Origin of the sequence: Streptomyces sp. NPDC059010 (assembly GCF_042740355.1) — a bacterium.
In the GTDB taxonomy this organism is placed as follows: domain Bacteria; phylum Actinomycetota; class Actinomycetes; order Streptomycetales; family Streptomycetaceae; genus Streptomyces.
In genome coordinates, this window is sequence record NZ_JBHYJA010000077.1 from 1 (window position 1) to 16,343 (window position 16,343).

At 69.8% G+C, this 16,343-nt stretch carries 11 protein-coding genes; 2 read left to right on the plus strand and 9 right to left on the minus strand.

The window, feature by feature from the left end:
- Positions 1-155 precede the first annotated feature (155 nt).
- From ACFWYS_RS44675 to ACFWYS_RS44710, 8 genes are all read right to left on the minus strand, one after another.
- Positions 156-872 (minus strand): ABC transporter ATP-binding protein, encoded by a 717-nt coding sequence (locus ACFWYS_RS44675; protein ID WP_272117895.1) that lies wholly within the window; start codon positions 870-872, stop codon positions 156-158.
- The gene (locus ACFWYS_RS44680) at positions 869-1,735 is read right to left on the minus strand and encodes an ABC transporter ATP-binding protein (RefSeq protein WP_384782437.1); all 867 of its coding nucleotides are present in this window, start codon (positions 1,733-1,735) and stop codon (positions 869-871) included. The genes ACFWYS_RS44675 and ACFWYS_RS44680 overlap by 4 nt, the downstream gene beginning before the upstream one ends.
- Positions 1,736-1,740: 5 nt before the next feature.
- Positions 1,741-3,552, minus strand: coding sequence for a branched-chain amino acid ABC transporter permease (locus ACFWYS_RS44685; RefSeq protein WP_384782473.1), 1,812 nt, complete (start codon positions 3,550-3,552; stop codon positions 1,741-1,743).
- A gap of 23 nt (positions 3,553-3,575) precedes the next feature.
- Positions 3,576-4,505, minus strand: a complete 930-nt coding sequence (locus ACFWYS_RS44690; RefSeq protein ID WP_384782439.1) for a branched-chain amino acid ABC transporter permease — start codon at positions 4,503-4,505, stop codon at positions 3,576-3,578.
- 113 nt (positions 4,506-4,618) lie between these two features.
- On the minus strand, positions 4,619-5,848 hold the full coding sequence (locus tag ACFWYS_RS44695; RefSeq protein ID WP_384782441.1) for a branched-chain amino acid ABC transporter substrate-binding protein: 1,230 nt from the start codon (positions 5,846-5,848) through the stop codon (positions 4,619-4,621).
- 491 nt (positions 5,849-6,339) lie between these two features.
- A complete protein-coding gene (locus tag ACFWYS_RS44700) occupies positions 6,340-6,753 on the minus strand; it encodes a hypothetical protein (RefSeq protein ID WP_384782444.1) in 414 nt (137 codons plus the stop codon).
- Between the two features lie 167 nt (positions 6,754-6,920).
- Positions 6,921-7,409, minus strand: coding sequence for a PaaI family thioesterase (locus ACFWYS_RS44705; protein WP_384782445.1), 489 nt, complete (start codon positions 7,407-7,409; stop codon positions 6,921-6,923).
- A 67-nt stretch (positions 7,410-7,476) separates the two neighbouring features.
- Complete coding sequence (locus ACFWYS_RS44710; RefSeq protein WP_384782448.1) at positions 7,477-9,756, minus strand: FdhF/YdeP family oxidoreductase; 2,280 nt, start codon at positions 9,754-9,756, stop codon at positions 7,477-7,479.
- Positions 9,757-9,999: 243 nt separating this feature from the next.
- On the opposite strand from ACFWYS_RS44710, the gene polA reads away from it, so the two are divergent.
- Positions 10,000-12,726: a DNA polymerase I gene (gene polA / locus ACFWYS_RS44715; RefSeq protein WP_384782450.1), complete on the plus strand. Its 2,727-nt coding sequence runs from the start codon at positions 10,000-10,002 to the stop codon at positions 12,724-12,726.
- Between the two features lie 563 nt (positions 12,727-13,289).
- Here polA and ACFWYS_RS44720 read toward each other — a convergent pair.
- Entirely contained in the window at positions 13,290-14,216 is a 927-nt protein-coding gene (locus ACFWYS_RS44720; RefSeq protein WP_384782452.1) for a DUF4184 family protein, read from the minus strand.
- Positions 14,217-14,554: 338 nt separating this feature from the next.
- Here ACFWYS_RS44720 and ACFWYS_RS44725 point away from each other — a divergent pair, with 338 nt between their 5' ends.
- Positions 14,555-16,306, plus strand: a complete 1,752-nt coding sequence (locus ACFWYS_RS44725) for a lytic transglycosylase domain-containing protein (RefSeq protein WP_384782454.1) — start codon at positions 14,555-14,557, stop codon at positions 16,304-16,306.
- Positions 16,307-16,343: the final 37 nt, after the last annotated feature.

Genomic DNA, 16,343 nt, shown 5'->3' on the forward strand with positions numbered 1-16,343 from the left:
GTCCTGGACTACCTGCGCGACGTGTCGCTGACCTCGCCGCTGCGCCGCCCCCAGCGAGGGAGACAGCCGGCCCCCGCCGGGGGCCCACCGCGGCTCAGCGGGGGGCGCCCCGCCCCCCGGGGGGGGCCGGGGGGCCTCGCCGTATGCGCGGGCGATCAGTCCTCGCCCAGGTACGCCTTCCGCACGGACTCGTCGTGCAGCAGGTCCTGCCCGGAGCCGGAGAGGACGATCTTGCCGACCTCCATCACATGGCCGTGGTCGGCCAGGGAGAGCGCGGCCTGGGCGTTCTGCTCGATGAGCAGAATGGTGGTGCCCTGGGACTTGAGCTCCTTGATGGTGGACATGATCTTCTGCATCATGATCGGGGAGAGACCCATGCTGGGCTCGTCGAGCATGAGCAGCTTCGGCCGGGACATCAGCGCCCGTCCCATGGCGAGCATCTGCTGCTCACCGCCGGACAGGGTGCCCGCGGCCTGCTTCCTACGCTCCCCGAGGATGGGGAAGAGGTCGTAGGCGCGCTGGATGTCCTTCTCGATGCCCTCCTTGTCGGTGCGCAGGAACGCGCCGAGGCGGAGGTTGTCCTCGATCGTCATGCGGGGGAAGATGTGCCGCCCCTCGGGGGAGTGGGCGAGCCCCAGCGAGACGACCTTGTGGGCGGGGACCTTCTTCAGCGACTTGCCGTCGAACCGGATGTGGCCCGACAGCGGCTGAAGGAGGCCGGACAGGGTGCGCAGCGTCGTCGTCTTGCCGGCGCCGTTGGTGCCGATGAGGGTGACGACCTCGCCCGCGTTCACCTTGAAGGAGATGCCCTTGACGGCCTCGATCTTGCCGTAGGCGACCCTGAGGTCCTCGACCTCCAGCAGTGCGGTCACTTGTCGTCCCCTTCCGTGGTGCTCTGCGCCTCGGCGGCCTCGACCGCGGCGACCTCCGCGGTGCCGGGCTCGCCCTCGAAGGGCGTGCCCAGGTAGGCGGCGATGACGCGCTCGTCGGCCTGGACGACCTCGGCGGGGCCCTCGACGATCTTCTCGCCCTGGACCAGCACGGCGACCCGGTCACAGAGGTTCATGATGAACCGGATGTCGTGCTCGATGACGAGGACGGCGATGCCCTTGTCCCGGATGGCGAAGATGATCTCTTCGGCCGCACGGGTCTCCTGCGGGTTCATACCGGCGGTCGGCTCGTCCAGGAGGAGCAGACCGGGCTCGCTCGCCAGTGCCCGGGCGATCTCCAGCTTGCGCTGCTCGCCGTAGGGCAGGTTGCGGGCGAGGTGGTCGGCCTTGGCGGCGAGACCGGTGAACTCCAGGAGTTCCATGGCCCGGGCGCGGGACTCGTCCTCGGCCTTCTTGAAGCCGGGCAGCCGAAGGAGGGCCGACCAGAGGCCTTCCTTGGTCCGGGTGTGCCGTCCGACCAGCACGTTCTCCAGAACGGTCATATTGGCGAAGAGCCGGATGTTCTGGAACGTACGGGCGATGCCGGCCTGGGTGACCAGGTGCGGCTTGGGCGGCAGGACGGTGCCCTTGTAGGCGACCTTGCCCTCGGTCGGCACATACAGACCGGTGAGGCAGTTGAAGAAGGTCGTCTTACCGGCGCCGTTGGGGCCGATGAGGCCGACGATCTCGCCGGTGTTCACCTGGAGGTCCACGTCGCGTACGGCGGTCAGACCGCCGAAGCGCATCGTGACACCGGTCGCGTCGAGCACCGTGGTGCTGGTGGGTGCGGTCGTGGTGGTGGTCATGGCGGTCACGCCCCTGCCTTCGCGACGCCGGTCGCGCCTTCGGGCAACGGCTTGTCCTCCGGTACGTCGAGCTGTCCGGTCTCGTGGAATTCGAGCTGCTTCCTGCGGTCGGCGACCAGGCCCTCGGGACGGAAGCGCATCAGCAGCATCAGCGCGAAGCCGAAGAGGAGCAGCTGGTACTCCGCCATGAACTGGAGCTTGGCCGGGATCAGGTAGAGCAGCGCGGCGCCGATCAGCGGACCGCTGATGGTGCCCATACCGCCGAGGATGACGGCGGCGAGCAGGAAGGCCGAGTTCGGCGGCACGGAGCCGGCGAACTGGTACTGCTCGGGAGTCACGCTGTACGACACGTGCGACTGCACGGTGCCCGCGAGACCGGCGAGGGAGGCGCCGAGCGCGAAGGCGAGGAGCTTCAGGCGGAAGCCGTTGATGCCCATCGCGGTCGCGGCGGTCTCGTCCTCGCGGATGGCGACCCACGCGCGGCCGATGCGGGACTCCGCCGAGCGGCGGAAGACCATGACGACGATCGCCGTGCACAGCAGCATCAGCAGGTAGTAGTTGCCGGAACGGGTGAGTTCGGTGCCCAGGACGTCGTGCGGCAGCCCGAGGTTGAACCCGAAGATCTCCAGGTCCGGGATGTTGGGGATGCCGTTGGAGCCGTTGGTGACGTCCGGTCCGCTGTTGCCGTTCAGGTTGTTCATGGTGATGCGGAAGATCTCACCGAAGCCGAGCGTCACGATGGCGAGGTAGTCGCCGCGCAGTCGCAGGGTCGGGGCACCGATCACCACGCCGAAGATCAGCGAGGCGGCGGCGCCGGTGAGAACGGCAGCCCAGAACGGGAAGTGGACGCCGATGCTCGACTGCGGGGAGCCGGAGACCAGGGCGGCGGCGTAGGCGCCGACGCCGAGGAAGGCGACGTAACCGAGGTCGAGGAGGCCGGCGAGGCCGACGACGACGTTGAGGCCCAGGGCGACCGTGGCGAAGATCAGGATGTTCGCGCCGATGAGGGCGAACTGGTCGTTGCTCTGGGTGAACGGGAAGCAGATCGCCGCGACGAAGGCCGCAGCCATGGTCACGTTGCGGTGCTTGGCGGTGAGGTGCGAGAGCCGCTTGAGCAGGCCCGCGCGGGTCACGGCGGTGAAGCCGAAGGCCGTGACGATCAGGAAGCCGATGAACAGCTCTGAGTACTCGGTGCCGATGCCGTACGCGAAGACGTACAGGCCGACGCCGAAGCCCGCGGCGATGATCAGGATCTCGGCCCAGGAGGGCAGTTCCCTGGCGCGGCCGGGCTCGGGGGCGGTGAGCGCGTGGCGGATACGGCCCCAGAGGTTCGGGGTCGGGTCCGCCGAGCTGTAGGGCTGGTCGAGCGGGAGGCCGAGGGCGCCGATCACGGCGACGAGCGCGCCGATGCCGGAGACCCAGGCGCCGGGCTCCAGGTTGACCAGGCCGCCGAGCTCCTGGCTGATCGCACCCATCGCGTAGCCGGTGGTGCCGAACACGCCGAGAGAGGCGAGCAGCACGGCGCTGCTCTTGCCGCCCGGGGTGAGCCAGCGCAGGCCGCGGATGCCGTAGCCGGAGAAGGCGAACAGCAGCGTGAGCACGGAGCCCACGAGGGTGAGGACCTGGAGGCCGCCGGGGTAGCCGGTGATGGTGAGCTTGCCCGGGAACTCCTCGGTCCAGGTCCAGGCGAGGAAGGTGCCTATGAGGGCGACGGCGGAGCCTACGACGGTCAGCGCGCGTGCCGCGGCGGGCGGCAGCGGGATGAGCGGGGTGGCCTCCGCGGTGGACACCTTGGTGGTGTCGGTGGTCTTGTCCATGGGGGTCTCGGTGGTCATGGGTATCACGCCCGATCCGCGACGCGTTCGCCGAGCAGGCCCTGTGGCCTGAACAGGAGGACGAGGATGAGCAGGGTGAACGCCCATACGTCCTTCCAGGCGCCGCCGCCGAAGAGTTCCATGCCGGGGATGTCGCCGATGTAGCCGGTGGCGAGGGACTCGGCGACGCCGAGGACGACACCGCCGAGCATGGCGCCGTAGATGTTGCCGATGCCGCCGAGCACGGCCGCGGTGAAGGCCTTGAGGCCCATCAGGAAGCCCATGCGGAAGCCGACCTGGCCGTTCTTGAGGCCGTAGGCGACGGCGGCGATGGCGGCGAACGCGGCACCGATGGCGAACGCCATGACGATGATGCGGTCGGTGTTGATGCCCATCAGCTTGGCCGTGTCCGGGTCCTGGGCGGTGGCCTGCATGCCGCGGCCGGAGCGCGTCTTGTTGACGAACAGGCCGAGGGCGATCATGCAGAGCGGGGCGGCTATGAGGACGAAGAGGTCGCCGCGCTGGATGTTGGCGCCGAGTATGTCGACGGGGCCGCCTTCGAACTGCGGGAAGGGGTGGTCCTTCTTCGCGTCCGGGTACCACATCCACACGGCCTGCTGCAGGACGATGGACAGGCCGATGGCGGTGATGAGGGGTGCCAGCCGTGGCGCGGTGCGCAGGGGACGGTAGGCGAAGCGTTCCGCCGCCGTGCCGACGGCGACCGATACGAGGATGCCGCCAATGATCATCAGCGGGACGGCAGCGGCTAGGCCGAAGCCTTCGGGGAGTACCAACCAGACGGTGAGGGCCCCGAAGCCCCCGACCATGAAGATCTCGCCGTGGGCGAAGTTGATGAGCTGGACGATGCCGTAGACCATCGTGTAGCCGATCGCGATGAGTCCGTACATCGCGCCGAGGATGAGTCCATTGGCCAGCTGTTGCGGCAGTTCGTTCACCGCAGGGCCTCCGTGGAGTGGTTCGGATATGGCGCCGCGCGGGAGCGCTGATGGGTGCTCCCGCGCGGCCTGGATCAATGTGTGATGGGGGAGTGTTCTCTACTCGTCCTCTGCTAGCCCAGCTTGGGCTCGCCGCTGAACTCGGGAGCCCAGGCGTTCTTCTTGACCTTGTACGCGGTCATCGTGTGGTTCGTGGTGTCACCGAACTCGTCGAACGAGATGGTGCCGGTGACGCCGTCGAACTTGACCTTGGCCATGGCGTCCAGGACCGCCTTGCGGCCGTCGGACGGGACCTTGCCGTCGTTGCCCTCGACCGCCAGCTTGACGGCCTCGATGATCGACCAGGTGGCGTCGTAGGTGAGGCCGCCGTACGCCTCGTAGGCGTCCTCGTAGCCCGCCGCCTCGTAGTCCTTGATGAAGGTCTTGGCGGAGTCGAGCTGCTCGACCGGCTTGCCGACGGAGGTCGCGAGGTCACCCTCGGCCTTCTTGTTCAGCTTCGGGAACTCGCCGGAGTAGATGCCGTCGCCGCCCATGAGCGGGATGTTCTGGCCGCTGTCCTTGAGCTGCTGGCTCAGCGGGCCGGCCGCCGGGTACTCGCCGCCGTAGTACAGGGCCTGGGCGCCGGTCTTCTTGATCTTGGCGACCACGGCGTTGAAGTCACGGTCGTCGGGGTTGATGTGGTCGCTGCCGACGATCTGGCCACCGAACTTGGTGAAGTTCGCCTTGAAGGAGGCGGCGAGGCCGGCGCCGTAGGTCTTCTGGTCGTCGATCAGGTAGACCTTCTTGAGCTTCGCCTGGTTGTACAGGTAGTCGGCGGCGAAGGCACCCTGGATCTCGTCCGTGGTGGCCGTACGGAAGAACGTCTTGAACTGGCGGACCGACTTGCCGGTCTTCCAGCCGTCGCCCTGGGTCAGCTCGGTACCGGTGTTGGCCGGGGAGACCTGGGTGAGGCCGGCGTCGCTGAACGGCTTCTGCATCTGCTGCGAGACGCTGGAGTTCAGCGGGCCGACGACGCCGAGGACGTCCTTGTTGCTGATGAACTTCTGGGCGTTCTGCTGGCCGACGGAGGGCTGAGCCTGGTCGTCGAGCGCCTCGATCTTGAACTCGACGCCCTTGACGTACTCCTTCTTGTTGGCCGTCTTGGCGGCCAGGTCGGCGGAGTTCTTGATGCCCAGGCCGAGGGCCGACAGGTCGCCGGTCAGCGGGGCGTCGACGCCGATCACAACTGTGGTCTTGTCGCCGTTGCTGCTGCCGCCGTCGTCGTCACGCGACCCACATGCCGTGAGTGTCAGCGATCCCGCCGCGAGCGCGGCGGTTATGGCGATGATCGAACGTTGACGCACGAATCAGGTCCTTTCCCTGGCACGGCGGCTCCCCATGGAACGCGCCGAGTCGAGCGCTGGGCCGAAGTGACTTCGAATCCGATGGCTCGGTGACTGGCCGTGACTCTAAGCGGGTGTGGGGAACATGGAGGAGGCCCTGACCAAGGCTGTGACGCTCTTGTTATGACACGGGGTAACTCTGAGCGGTACTCAGTGGGGGGAAGAGCGGATTTCCAGCCGATTCGCCCTGTCCACATTGTGAGAACTCGCAGCGTTCGCGCGTAGCTCCTTCACGAGTGTTCACGCGTTTTGGTGATTACCAGGTGCGTTGCTGAAGGGTACCTGGGCGGTTCTGGGGACTTGCGGGAAGGGTGCGTGTCGCGGGGGAGATGGGGGGTCTTTATTGCAGGCGCATTACGCACAGTTACAGCCGGGAAAGGTCTTCGGTGTGCACCCGCCTTTTTCATGTATGGGGCATGAATATGGGGTCCGAAAGTGGAATTGGGATTGCCTCATCCGGCTCCCCATGGGCCTCCGGTCGGCTCGCCGTTTCGGTACCGCTTCTCGCACAACTCCCTTGCCCGGCGGTCGATCAGCCGCTCGGCCGACGGTGCGTCCGCCCGCTTCCGCTCCGCCCGGGCGGCGTCCACGACCTTGCGCAGGATCTCGTACTGGCCGTCGGACAGGCCCATCGACTGGTAGTCGCCGTAGGTGTCGTCGTCCAGCGTCCGGCGCGACCAGTAGCCGATGATCTGCGCGCACAGCCGAGCGGGTGGAGTCGCCGACGGGGAGGGCGAGTTGGCGCTCGCCCCGGCCTTGTCCGTGGCGTCGCGAGCGCCCGGCTGGCCGCAGCCGGCCGCCAGGCCGGCGGCCAGCAGCGCCAGTGCGAGCACCGCCCCCGTGCGGCGGGCTCCTCCCGTCGTCATGCCCCGACGGTATGCCGCCTCACACCCGGGTTTCAACGGCTGAGAGGTGTAGGGGGGTTGGCCATGACGACAACGCGAGGGTGCCGGCCGTCACGGCGGTGCGAGAGCGCGAGGGCGCGTGAGGGCCGGTGGTGACGCATCGTGGCGTCAGGGGTCGGGCGTCGGTGTCAGCCCGCCGAGCGCAGGTGCTCCCCGTCGCCCGGGTTCACGTCCCGCAGCAGACAGGTCAGCCGCGCGGTGCACACCCGCTTGCCCTGCTCGTCGCTGATCACGATCTCGTACGTCGCCGTGGAGCGGCCCTGGTGCAGCGGTGTGGCCACTCCGGTCACGAGGCCGGAGCGGGCGCCCCGGTGGTGCGTGCAGTTCAGGTCCACGCCGACGGCGATCTTGGAGCTGCCGGCGTGCAGCATCGACCCCACCGAGCCCAGTGTCTCGGCGAGCACCGCGGACGCGCCGCCGTGCAGCAGCCCGTACGGCTGGGTGTTCCCCTCCACCGGCATGGTCCCGACAACCCGCTCGGCGGAGGCTTCCACTATCTGGACACCCATACGGTTCCCGAGGTGCCCGGCGGAGAACAGGGCCGGCAGGTCGACGCCGAGGGCGGCGTACTCGTCGATGACCTCTTGCGGGAACTTCACGTGCTGCTGCTCGCCCATGGGGTCCGGCTCCGTTCGTCTTGCCCGGTCGTCTTGTCCGGTCGGTGACAGTCGACTGAGCAAACGCTCAGTCGGCGGCCGATTGTTCCAGACGTACGACCACGGACTTGCTGGCCGGGGTGTTGCTGGTGTCCGCGGTGGCGTCCAGCGGGACCAGGACGTTGGTCTCCGGGTAGTACGCGGCCGCACAGCCCCGGGCCGTCGGATAGTGCACGACGCGGAAGCCGGGCGCCCGGCGCTCGATCCCGTCCTTCCACTCGCTCACGAGGTCGACGTACGACCCGTCGGCGATGCCGAGCCGCTGTGCGTCCTCGGGGTTGATCATGACCACCCGGCGGCCGTTCTTGATCCCCCGGTAGCGGTCGTCCAGGCCGTAGATCGTGGTGTTGTACTGGTCGTGCGACCGCAGCGTCTGCAGCAGCAGCCGCCCTTCGGGCACCTCCGGGTACTCGACCGGGGCCGCGGTGAAGTTGGCCTTGCCCGTCGCCGTCGGGAAGCGGCGCTCGTCGCGCGGGGCGTGCGGGAGCGTGAAGCCGCCGGGGCGGGCCACGCGCGCGTTGAAGTCCTCGAAGCCGGGGACGACCCGCGCGATACGGTCCCGGACCGTCGCGTAGTCCTTCTCGAACTCCTCCCAGGGCGTCGGGCTGCCCTCGCCCAGCACGCGGCGTGCCAGCCGGCAGACGATGGCCGGTTCGGACAGCAGATGCGTGCTCGCGGGCTCCAGACGCCCCCGGGAGGCGTGCACCATGCCCATCGAGTCCTCGACCGTCACGAACTGCTCACCGCTGCCCTGCAGATCGCGCTCGGTGCGGCCCAGCGTCGGCAGGATCAGCGCACGGGCACCGGTGACGGCGTGGCTGCGGTTGAGCTTGGTCGACACATGCACGGTCAGCCGGACGCGCCGCATCGCCGCCTCGGTGACGTCCGTGTCGGGCGTGGCGGACACGAAGTTGCCGCCCATCGCGAAGAAGACCTTCGCCTCGCCGTCGCGCATCGCCCGGATGGCCCGTACGACGTCGTAGCCGTGCTCGCGCGGGGGCGCGAACCCGAACTCCTTCTCCAGGGCGTCCAGGAAGGCGGGGGCGGGCCGCTCGAAGATGCCCATGGTGCGGTCGCCCTGCACGTTCGAGTGACCGCGCACCGGGCACACGCCCGCGCCGGGGCGGCCGATGTTGCCGCGCAGCAGAAGGAAGTTGACGACCTCGCGGATGGTCGGCACCGAGTGCTTGTGCTGGGTGAGGCCCATGGCCCAGCAGACGATGGTGCGCTCCGAGGCCAGGATCATGGCCAGGGCCTGGTGGATGTCCTCCTGGGTGAGGCCGGTCGCGGTGAGCGTCTCGTCCCAGTCGGCGGCACGGGCGGCCGCCTCGAACTCCTCGTAGCCGTGGGTGTGCTCGCGCACGAACTCCTCGTCGACCGCTCCTTCCGTCTCCAGGATCAGCTTGTTGAGGAGCCGGAAGAGGGCCTGGTCGCCGCCGATGCGGATCTGCAGGAAGAGGTCGGTGAGCGCGGCGCCCTTGAGCATGCCCTGCGGAGTCTGCGGGTTCTTGAAGCGCTCCAGGCCGGCCTCGGGCAGCGGATTGACGCTGATGATCTTCGCGCCGTTCGCCTTGGCCTTCTCCAGGGCGGAGAGCATCCGCGGATGGTTGGTGCCCGGGTTCTGGCCTGCGACGATGATCAGGTCGGCCTGGTACATGTCCTCCAGCAGCACGCTGCCCTTGCCGATGCCGATGGTCTCGGAGAGGGCCGACCCGGACGACTCGTGGCACATGTTCGAGCAGTCCGGCAGATTGTTGGTGCCGAGCTCGCGCGCGAAGAGCTGGTAGAGGAACGCGGCCTCGTTGCTGGTGCGGCCGGAGGTGTAGAAGACGGCCTCGTCGGGGGAGCCGAGGGCGGTGATCTCCTCGCCGATGATGTCGAAGGCGCGCTCCCAGGAGACCGGCTCGTAGTGCGTGCCGCCCTCGGGCAGGAACATCGGATACGTCAGCCGTCCCTGCTGCCCCAGCCAGTACCCGCTCCTGGTCGCGAGGTCGGCGACGGAGTGCGCGGCGAAGAACTCCGGGGTGACCCTGCGCAGGGTCGCCTCCTCGGCCACCGCCTTCGCGCCGTTCTCACAGAACTCCGCCTTGTGGCGGTGATCGGGCTCCGGCCAGGCGCACCCCGGGCAGTCGAAGCCGTCCTTCTGGTTGACGCTGAGCAGCGTCAGCATGGTCCGCTTCACGCCCATCTGCTGCTGCGCGATACGCAGGGTGTGCCCGATCGCCGGCAACCCCGCCGCCGCATGCTTCGGCTCGGCGACCTGCGGCGCGTCCTGAACCGGATCACCCTTGGGCGGCTTGCTGGCCATCGCGCACTCCCCTTCACGTACACGTGTGAGCTACATCTCCGATCCTCGCACGGGGGACGGAGAGTGCGCGGGGTGGGCCCGGGGCGGAGAGGGAGAGGGAGTGTGGGGCTGGCGGGGGTTGTGGGGAGGGGCGCATCTTCACCTCCTTCCGAACCCCCTCCGATCGGCCGGGCCCGGCGGTGCCAGGGGAGCCGTGCCCCCGATGGGGACCGAGTGTCAGTGGGGCGTGGCAGGATCGTGGGCGTGGCAGAGACAGCATCGAAGCAGACCGAGACCAACCCCGGCGGCAGCCGGCCCCGCCTGATGCTCATGGACGGGCACTCGCTGGCCTACCGAGCGTTCTTCGCGCTGCCCGCGGAGAACTTCACGACCGCGACGGGCCAGCCGACGAACGCGATCTACGGCTTCGCGTCGATGCTGGCCAATACCCTGCGCGACGAGGCGCCCACCCACTTCGCGGTGGCCTTCGACGTGTCCCGCAAGACCTGGCGCTCCGAGGAGTTCACGGAGTACAAGGCGAACCGCTCCAAGACCCCGGACGAGTTCAAGGGCCAGGTCGAGCTGATCGGCGAGCTGCTCGACGCGATGCACGTCTCCCGGTTCGCGGTCGACGGCTTCGAGGCCGACGACGTGATCGCCACCCTCGCCACCCAGGCCGAGGCGGCCGGCTTCGAGGTGCTGATCGTCACCGGCGACCGCGACTCCTTCCAGCTGGTCAGCGAGCACACCACCGTGCTGTACCCGACGAAGGGCGTCTCCGAGCTCACCCGGTTCACCCCCGAGAAGGTCGTCGAGAAGTACGGATTGACGCCCGCCCAGTACCCCGACTTCGCGGCCCTGCGCGGCGACCCGTCCGACAACCTCCCGGGCATCCCCGGCGTCGGCGAGAAGACCGCCGCCAAGTGGATCAACCAGTTCGGCTCGTTCGCGGAGCTGGTCGAGCGCGTCGAGGAGGTCAAGGGCAAGGCCGGCCAGAACCTCCGCGACCACCTGGAGGCCGTCAAGCTCAACCGCCGGCTGACCGAGCTGGAGCGGGCCGTCGAGCTGCCCAAGACCGTCACCGACCTCGCGCGCGAGCCGTACGACCGCAAGGCCGTCGCGATGATCCTGGACACCCTGGAGATCCGTAACCCCTCCCTGCGTGAGCGGCTCTACGGCGTCGACCCCGGCGCCGAGGAGGCCGAGACCACGCCGGTCGCGACGGAGGGCGTGGAGATCGACGGCTCCGTGCTCGGCACCGGTGAGCTGGCCCCCTGGCTGACCGGGCACGGCGGTGCGCCCCTCGGTGTGGCCACCGTCGACACCTGGGCGCTCGGCACCGGCTCCGTCTCCGAGGTCGCCCTCGCCGCGGCCGACGGCGCCGCCGCCTGGTTCGACCCGTCGCAGCTGGACGAGGCCGACGAGAAGGCGTTCGCGGCCTGGCTGGCCGACGCCGCGAGGCCCAAGGTCTTCCACAACGCCAAGGGTGCGATGCGGGTCTTCGCCGAGCACGGCTGGAGCATCGAGGGCGTGCGCATGGACACCGCGCTCGCCGCCTACCTGGTCAAGCCGGGCCGCCGCTCCTTCGACCTGGACGCGCTGTCCCTGGAGTACCTGCACCGCGAGCTGGCCCCCGCCGCCGCGGCCGACGGCCAGCTGGCCTTCGGCACGGACGACGGTGCCGAGGCCGAGGCGCTGATGATCCAGGCCCGCGCGGTCCTCGACCTGGGCGAGGCCTTCGAGAGCCGTCTGGAGGAGGTCGGCGCCGCGGACCTGCTCCGTGACATGGAGCTGCCGACCTCGGCCCTGCTGGCCCGCATGGAGCGACACGGCATCGCGGCCGACCGGGCCCATCTGGAGGCCATGGAGCAGATGTTCGCGGGCGCTGTGCAGCAGGCCGTGAAGGAGGCGCACGCGGCGGCTGGGCACGAGTTCAACCTGGGCTCGCCGAAGCAGCTGCAGGAGGTCCTCTTCGGCGAACTCGCCCTGCCCAAGACGAAGAAGACGAAGACCGGCTACACCACGGACGCCGACGCCCTGGCCTGGCTCGCCGGCCAGACCGACAACGAACTGCCGGTCATCATGCTCCGCCACCGCGAGCAGGCGAAGCTCCGCGTCACCGTCGAGGGCCTGATCAAGACGATCGCGACCGACGGCCGGATCCACACCACCTTCAACCAGACGGTGGCCGCGACGGGCCGGCTGTCCTCCACGGACCCGAACCTGCAGAACATCCCCGTCCGCACAGACGAGGGCCGGGCGATCCGCCGGGGCTTCGTGGTCGGCGAGGGCTTCGAGTCCCTGATGACGGCCGACTACAGCCAGATCGAACTGCGTGTGATGGCCCACCTCTCCGAGGACGAGGGCCTGATCCAGGCGTTCACCTCCGGCGAGGACCTGCACACCACGGCCGCCTCCCAGGTCTTCGCGGTGGAACCCGCCGCGGTGGACGCGGAGATGCGCCGCAAGATCAAGGCCATGTCCTACGGCCTGGCGTACGGCCTGTCGGCCTTCGGCCTCTCCCAGCAGCTGAACATCGACGCGGGCGAGGCCCGTGCCCTGATGGACGCCTACTTCGAGCGGTTCGGCGGCGTACGGGACTACCTGCGCCGCGCGGTCGACGAGGCCCGGGCCACCGGCTACACGGCGACGCTCTTCGGCCGCCGCCGCTACCTCCCCGACCTCAACAGCGACAACCGCCAGCGCCGCGAGGCCGCCGAACGCATGGCCCTCAACGCCCCCATCCAGGGCACGGCGGCGGACATCGTCAAGATCGCCATGCTCAAGGTCGGCCAGGCCCTGCGCGAGGCGAACCTCACCTCCCGCATGCTCCTCCAGGTCCACGACGAAATCGTCCTCGAAATCGCCCCCGGCGAACGCGAGGCGACCGAAGCCCTGGTCCGCCAGGAAATGTCCAACGCCGTCCACCTCAACGTCCCTCTGGGCGTCTCCGTGGGCGCAGGCCCGGACTGGGAGTCGGCAGCGCACTAGCCTCCGGCGGAAGCCCCGCTTCTGGATGCCGGGCCAGGTCACCCGACCTGCCCGGCATCCCGAGGCTTTCGGCGGGCGGGACTGCAGCGCCCCGCCAGGGGCGCGGGGAACTGCGCGACCAGCCACAGCCCACCCGCAGCCCCAAAACCACCGCAACCCGGCACTCACATGGGGACCTGGCTAACCCCCGGAGGGGCCCGTCACTCTCGTGGCCCCCGCAAAAGCGCCCCCCACCCCCGCCTCCCGTAAGGATGCGGTCATGGGTATACGCACGCTCAACCGCCGGACGACCCCGGCACCGGCGAACGTGAACACCGAGGCCGCCCCCTCCGCAGAGCCGCCGTCGGTCCCGCCCTTCGCCCTCCGCGCAAGCACCGCCCGCATCCCCACCGACCTGGTGAACGCCCTGCGGCTCAGGGTCACGGCCTGCCGGCACCGCCTCCCTCGCCGGGCACAGGACTGGGCGGAGCTCACCCGCGGCTATCTGGCCCTGGCCCGCACCCTGCTCCCACGGTCCCGCCCCGTCCGCACGGTCACCGTGTTCATCGCGACCGCGGGCACCGTCACCGAGCCCCAGGCCGGCTTGCCTCCCGACCGGCCTCACCCGAACGCGAGCCAGAGCCCGATTCAGAGCCGGAGCCCGCATTCGCACCCACACCCGCACCCGTATCCGCACCCCCACCACCAGGGCCCCGCACCGGACGCCACACCCTGACCCCCACGGCGTACAGCAGCAGCCCCAGCACGAGCCCCGCGCCCGCCCCGAAGCACAGCGTCGGAATCAGCTCCCAGTACTTCGCGGTCGACCCCCAGTAGTCCCACCATCGCGAGGCCCGCTGCACCGCCGCCACCGTGGCGAGCCCGCCGATCACCGCGGCGGCGCACCACCGGTCCCGTACCGAAAGCACCGGCACCCCGGCCGGCACGGCCGCGCGAGTCCGCCGTAGCGCCACGACCACGAACGCGGCGATGACCACCGCGGCGACGGCCGAACCGCCGTACTGCAGATACCAGTACAGCGGCGACCCCGCGATCTCCTCGCCCAGGACGGGAAGCAGCCGCATCCCCCAGCGGTCGAGATGCGTGAACGCGTCCCACACGACATGCGTCAGCGCGCCGAGCGCGGCCGAGACGTACCAGCGCAGCACGAGCGACGGCCGGACACGCGCGCGTGGCGCCCCGCAGCGCAGCAGCGTGGCCACCCGCGCCTGTCGCCGCACCGGCAGCAGCGCCACCAGCGGTTCGCGCAGCAGGAGCCACAGGCCCACCAGTGCCCAGGCGATCACCACATCGACCGTGAACACACCGGCGAACGAGTGCGTGACATCGCCGAACTCCATCGCCCCGGACAGGACACTCGCCGCGTAATAGGTCATGTCGGGCGCGAAGGAACCCGCCACCATCACAGCCGGTACGAGCCTGCCGCGGCCGGTTCCGTCGGTGCGTACGGCGGGCAGTACGGCCGCCGCGTGGCTGAGCGTGAACGGCAACGGGGCTCCTCGTGCGCGATGTTGGCGGGGCCGGTCGGCCCGGGGCGTCGGGGAAGCCAGTATGCGGGACGTCCGAGAGAGGCCATCCGGCGGCCGGACCGCACATGGCCAACCGGTAAAAATCGGGCACCAACGGGTGCCCCTGCAAAGGAAGTTGTCGTAGGGTCGCCTGGGTCACGGTGCCGGGGGAACACGGCCGAACAGATGAACAGCGATGGAAAGCCTGCCGCGAGGGCAACTGTCGTGGCGGGTCGATCGTCACTACAGGGGCGGGCACGACACGGCGAGCCCGGCAGACAGAGGCGGGCGCTCGGGCGTCCACGGGAGGGGTCCATTTCATGGCGGCGCAATTCGGCAGGCTCCGCAAGGGCGCGGTGAACACCACCGTCGCGGCGGTCGTGGTCGCGGCACTGGCCGCATCCCAGGCTCCGGGAGTGACGACCGACGACGCCGGCAGAAGAGTCACCACCGGAACCCAGCCCTCGTCGGACGCACCGGCCGAGGACAGCGCGACCGGCAACTCGCCCTACTACACGGACCTGCCGCCGCTCAACAGCCCCAGCCCCGCGCCCTCCGCCACCACGCCCGTCACTCCGGGCACCAGCGAGGCGGGCATCCCCGCGACCGTCCTCGACGCCTACAAGAAGGCCGAGGCCGCGCTCAGGGAATCCAAGCCCGGCTGCAACCTGCCCTGGCAACTCCTCGCCGCCATCGGCAAGGTCGAGTCCGGCCAGGCCCGCGGCGGCCGGGTCGACGCGAACGGCGACACGCTCTCCCCGATCCTCGGCCCGCAGCTCAACGGCAACGGCTTCGCGAGCATCAGCGACACCGACGGCGGCGCCTACGACGGGGACAGCACCTACGACCGTGCCGTAGGCCCCATGCAGTTCATCCCCTCCACCTGGAAGTGGGCCGGCCGCGACGGCAACGGCGACGGCGAGAGCAACCCCAACAACATCTACGACGCCGCGCTCGCCGCCGCCCACTACCTGTGCCGCAACGGCTGGGACCTGTCCACCCAGGGCGACCTCGACCGCGCGATCCTCAGCTACAACAACTCGCAGGACTACCTCGACCTCGTCCTGACGTGGCTGGAGTACTACCGCAAGGGCACCCACGAGATCCCGGACGGCACCGGCACCCTCCCGTCCGACCGCAGCGACGACTCGGCGGGCGCGAGCCCCACCCCGACGCCGCCCGGCACGCCGAACACGCCCTCGACACCGACGAAGCCGACGGCGCCGAGCAGCCCCAAGCCGGGCGGCGGCGCCACGAGCCCCAAGCCGACCCCGCCGGGCCCGACCCCGCCCAGCAGCACGCCTCCCACCCCCACCGACACGGTGGACCACCTGGAGGACGCGGACACCGCCAAGCTCACCGCGATGGCCGGCGACACCTTCACCGAGAAGATCAGCGCCCGCGCCGAGACCGAGGCCGGCAAGGGCGTCGCGAAGGTCCGGGTCCGCTTCACCATCGTCGGCAGGACCGACGCCACGTTCAGCACGGGCGAGAAGTACGCCGCCGTGGTCACCAACAGCGCCGGCGAGGCGATCGCGCCCGCGCTCAAGGCGGGCGAGGACACCGGCACGTTCGTCGTCCGGGCCACCGTCGTCGGCCGTTCGGTCCCCGGCCTGGACTACACGGCCGCGGTCACCGAGCGCGCCGCCGACACCCTGACCCGCACCAGCGAAACCGCGCTGACCTGCACCCCGGGCGGCGAGTTCGCCGACCAGGTCGAGGTGAAGGCGACATACAAGGGCGCCGTCGCGGACAAGGTCGCGGCCACCGCCACTCTCATCAAGTCGGCGGACGACCCGGCCGAGAACGACAAGGGCCCCTACTTCAAGGACGCCGACGGCAAGCCCGTGCGCACCCTGACCGGCCTGACGACGGACGCCAAGGGCCTGCTCAAGCTGCCCAAGCTGTACGCCGACGACACCACCGGCACCTTCCTGCTCCGTATCAACACCGCGGGCGGCGCGACACTGACCGTCGAGCTCAAGGTGGCGGCGGCCGAGACGACACCCACCCCGACCCCGTCGGAGTCGGCATCCGGCTCGACGTCGGCATCGCCGAGCCCGTCCGCCTAGCCACCACAGACACCACCGCACGATCCGACCGGTGCGC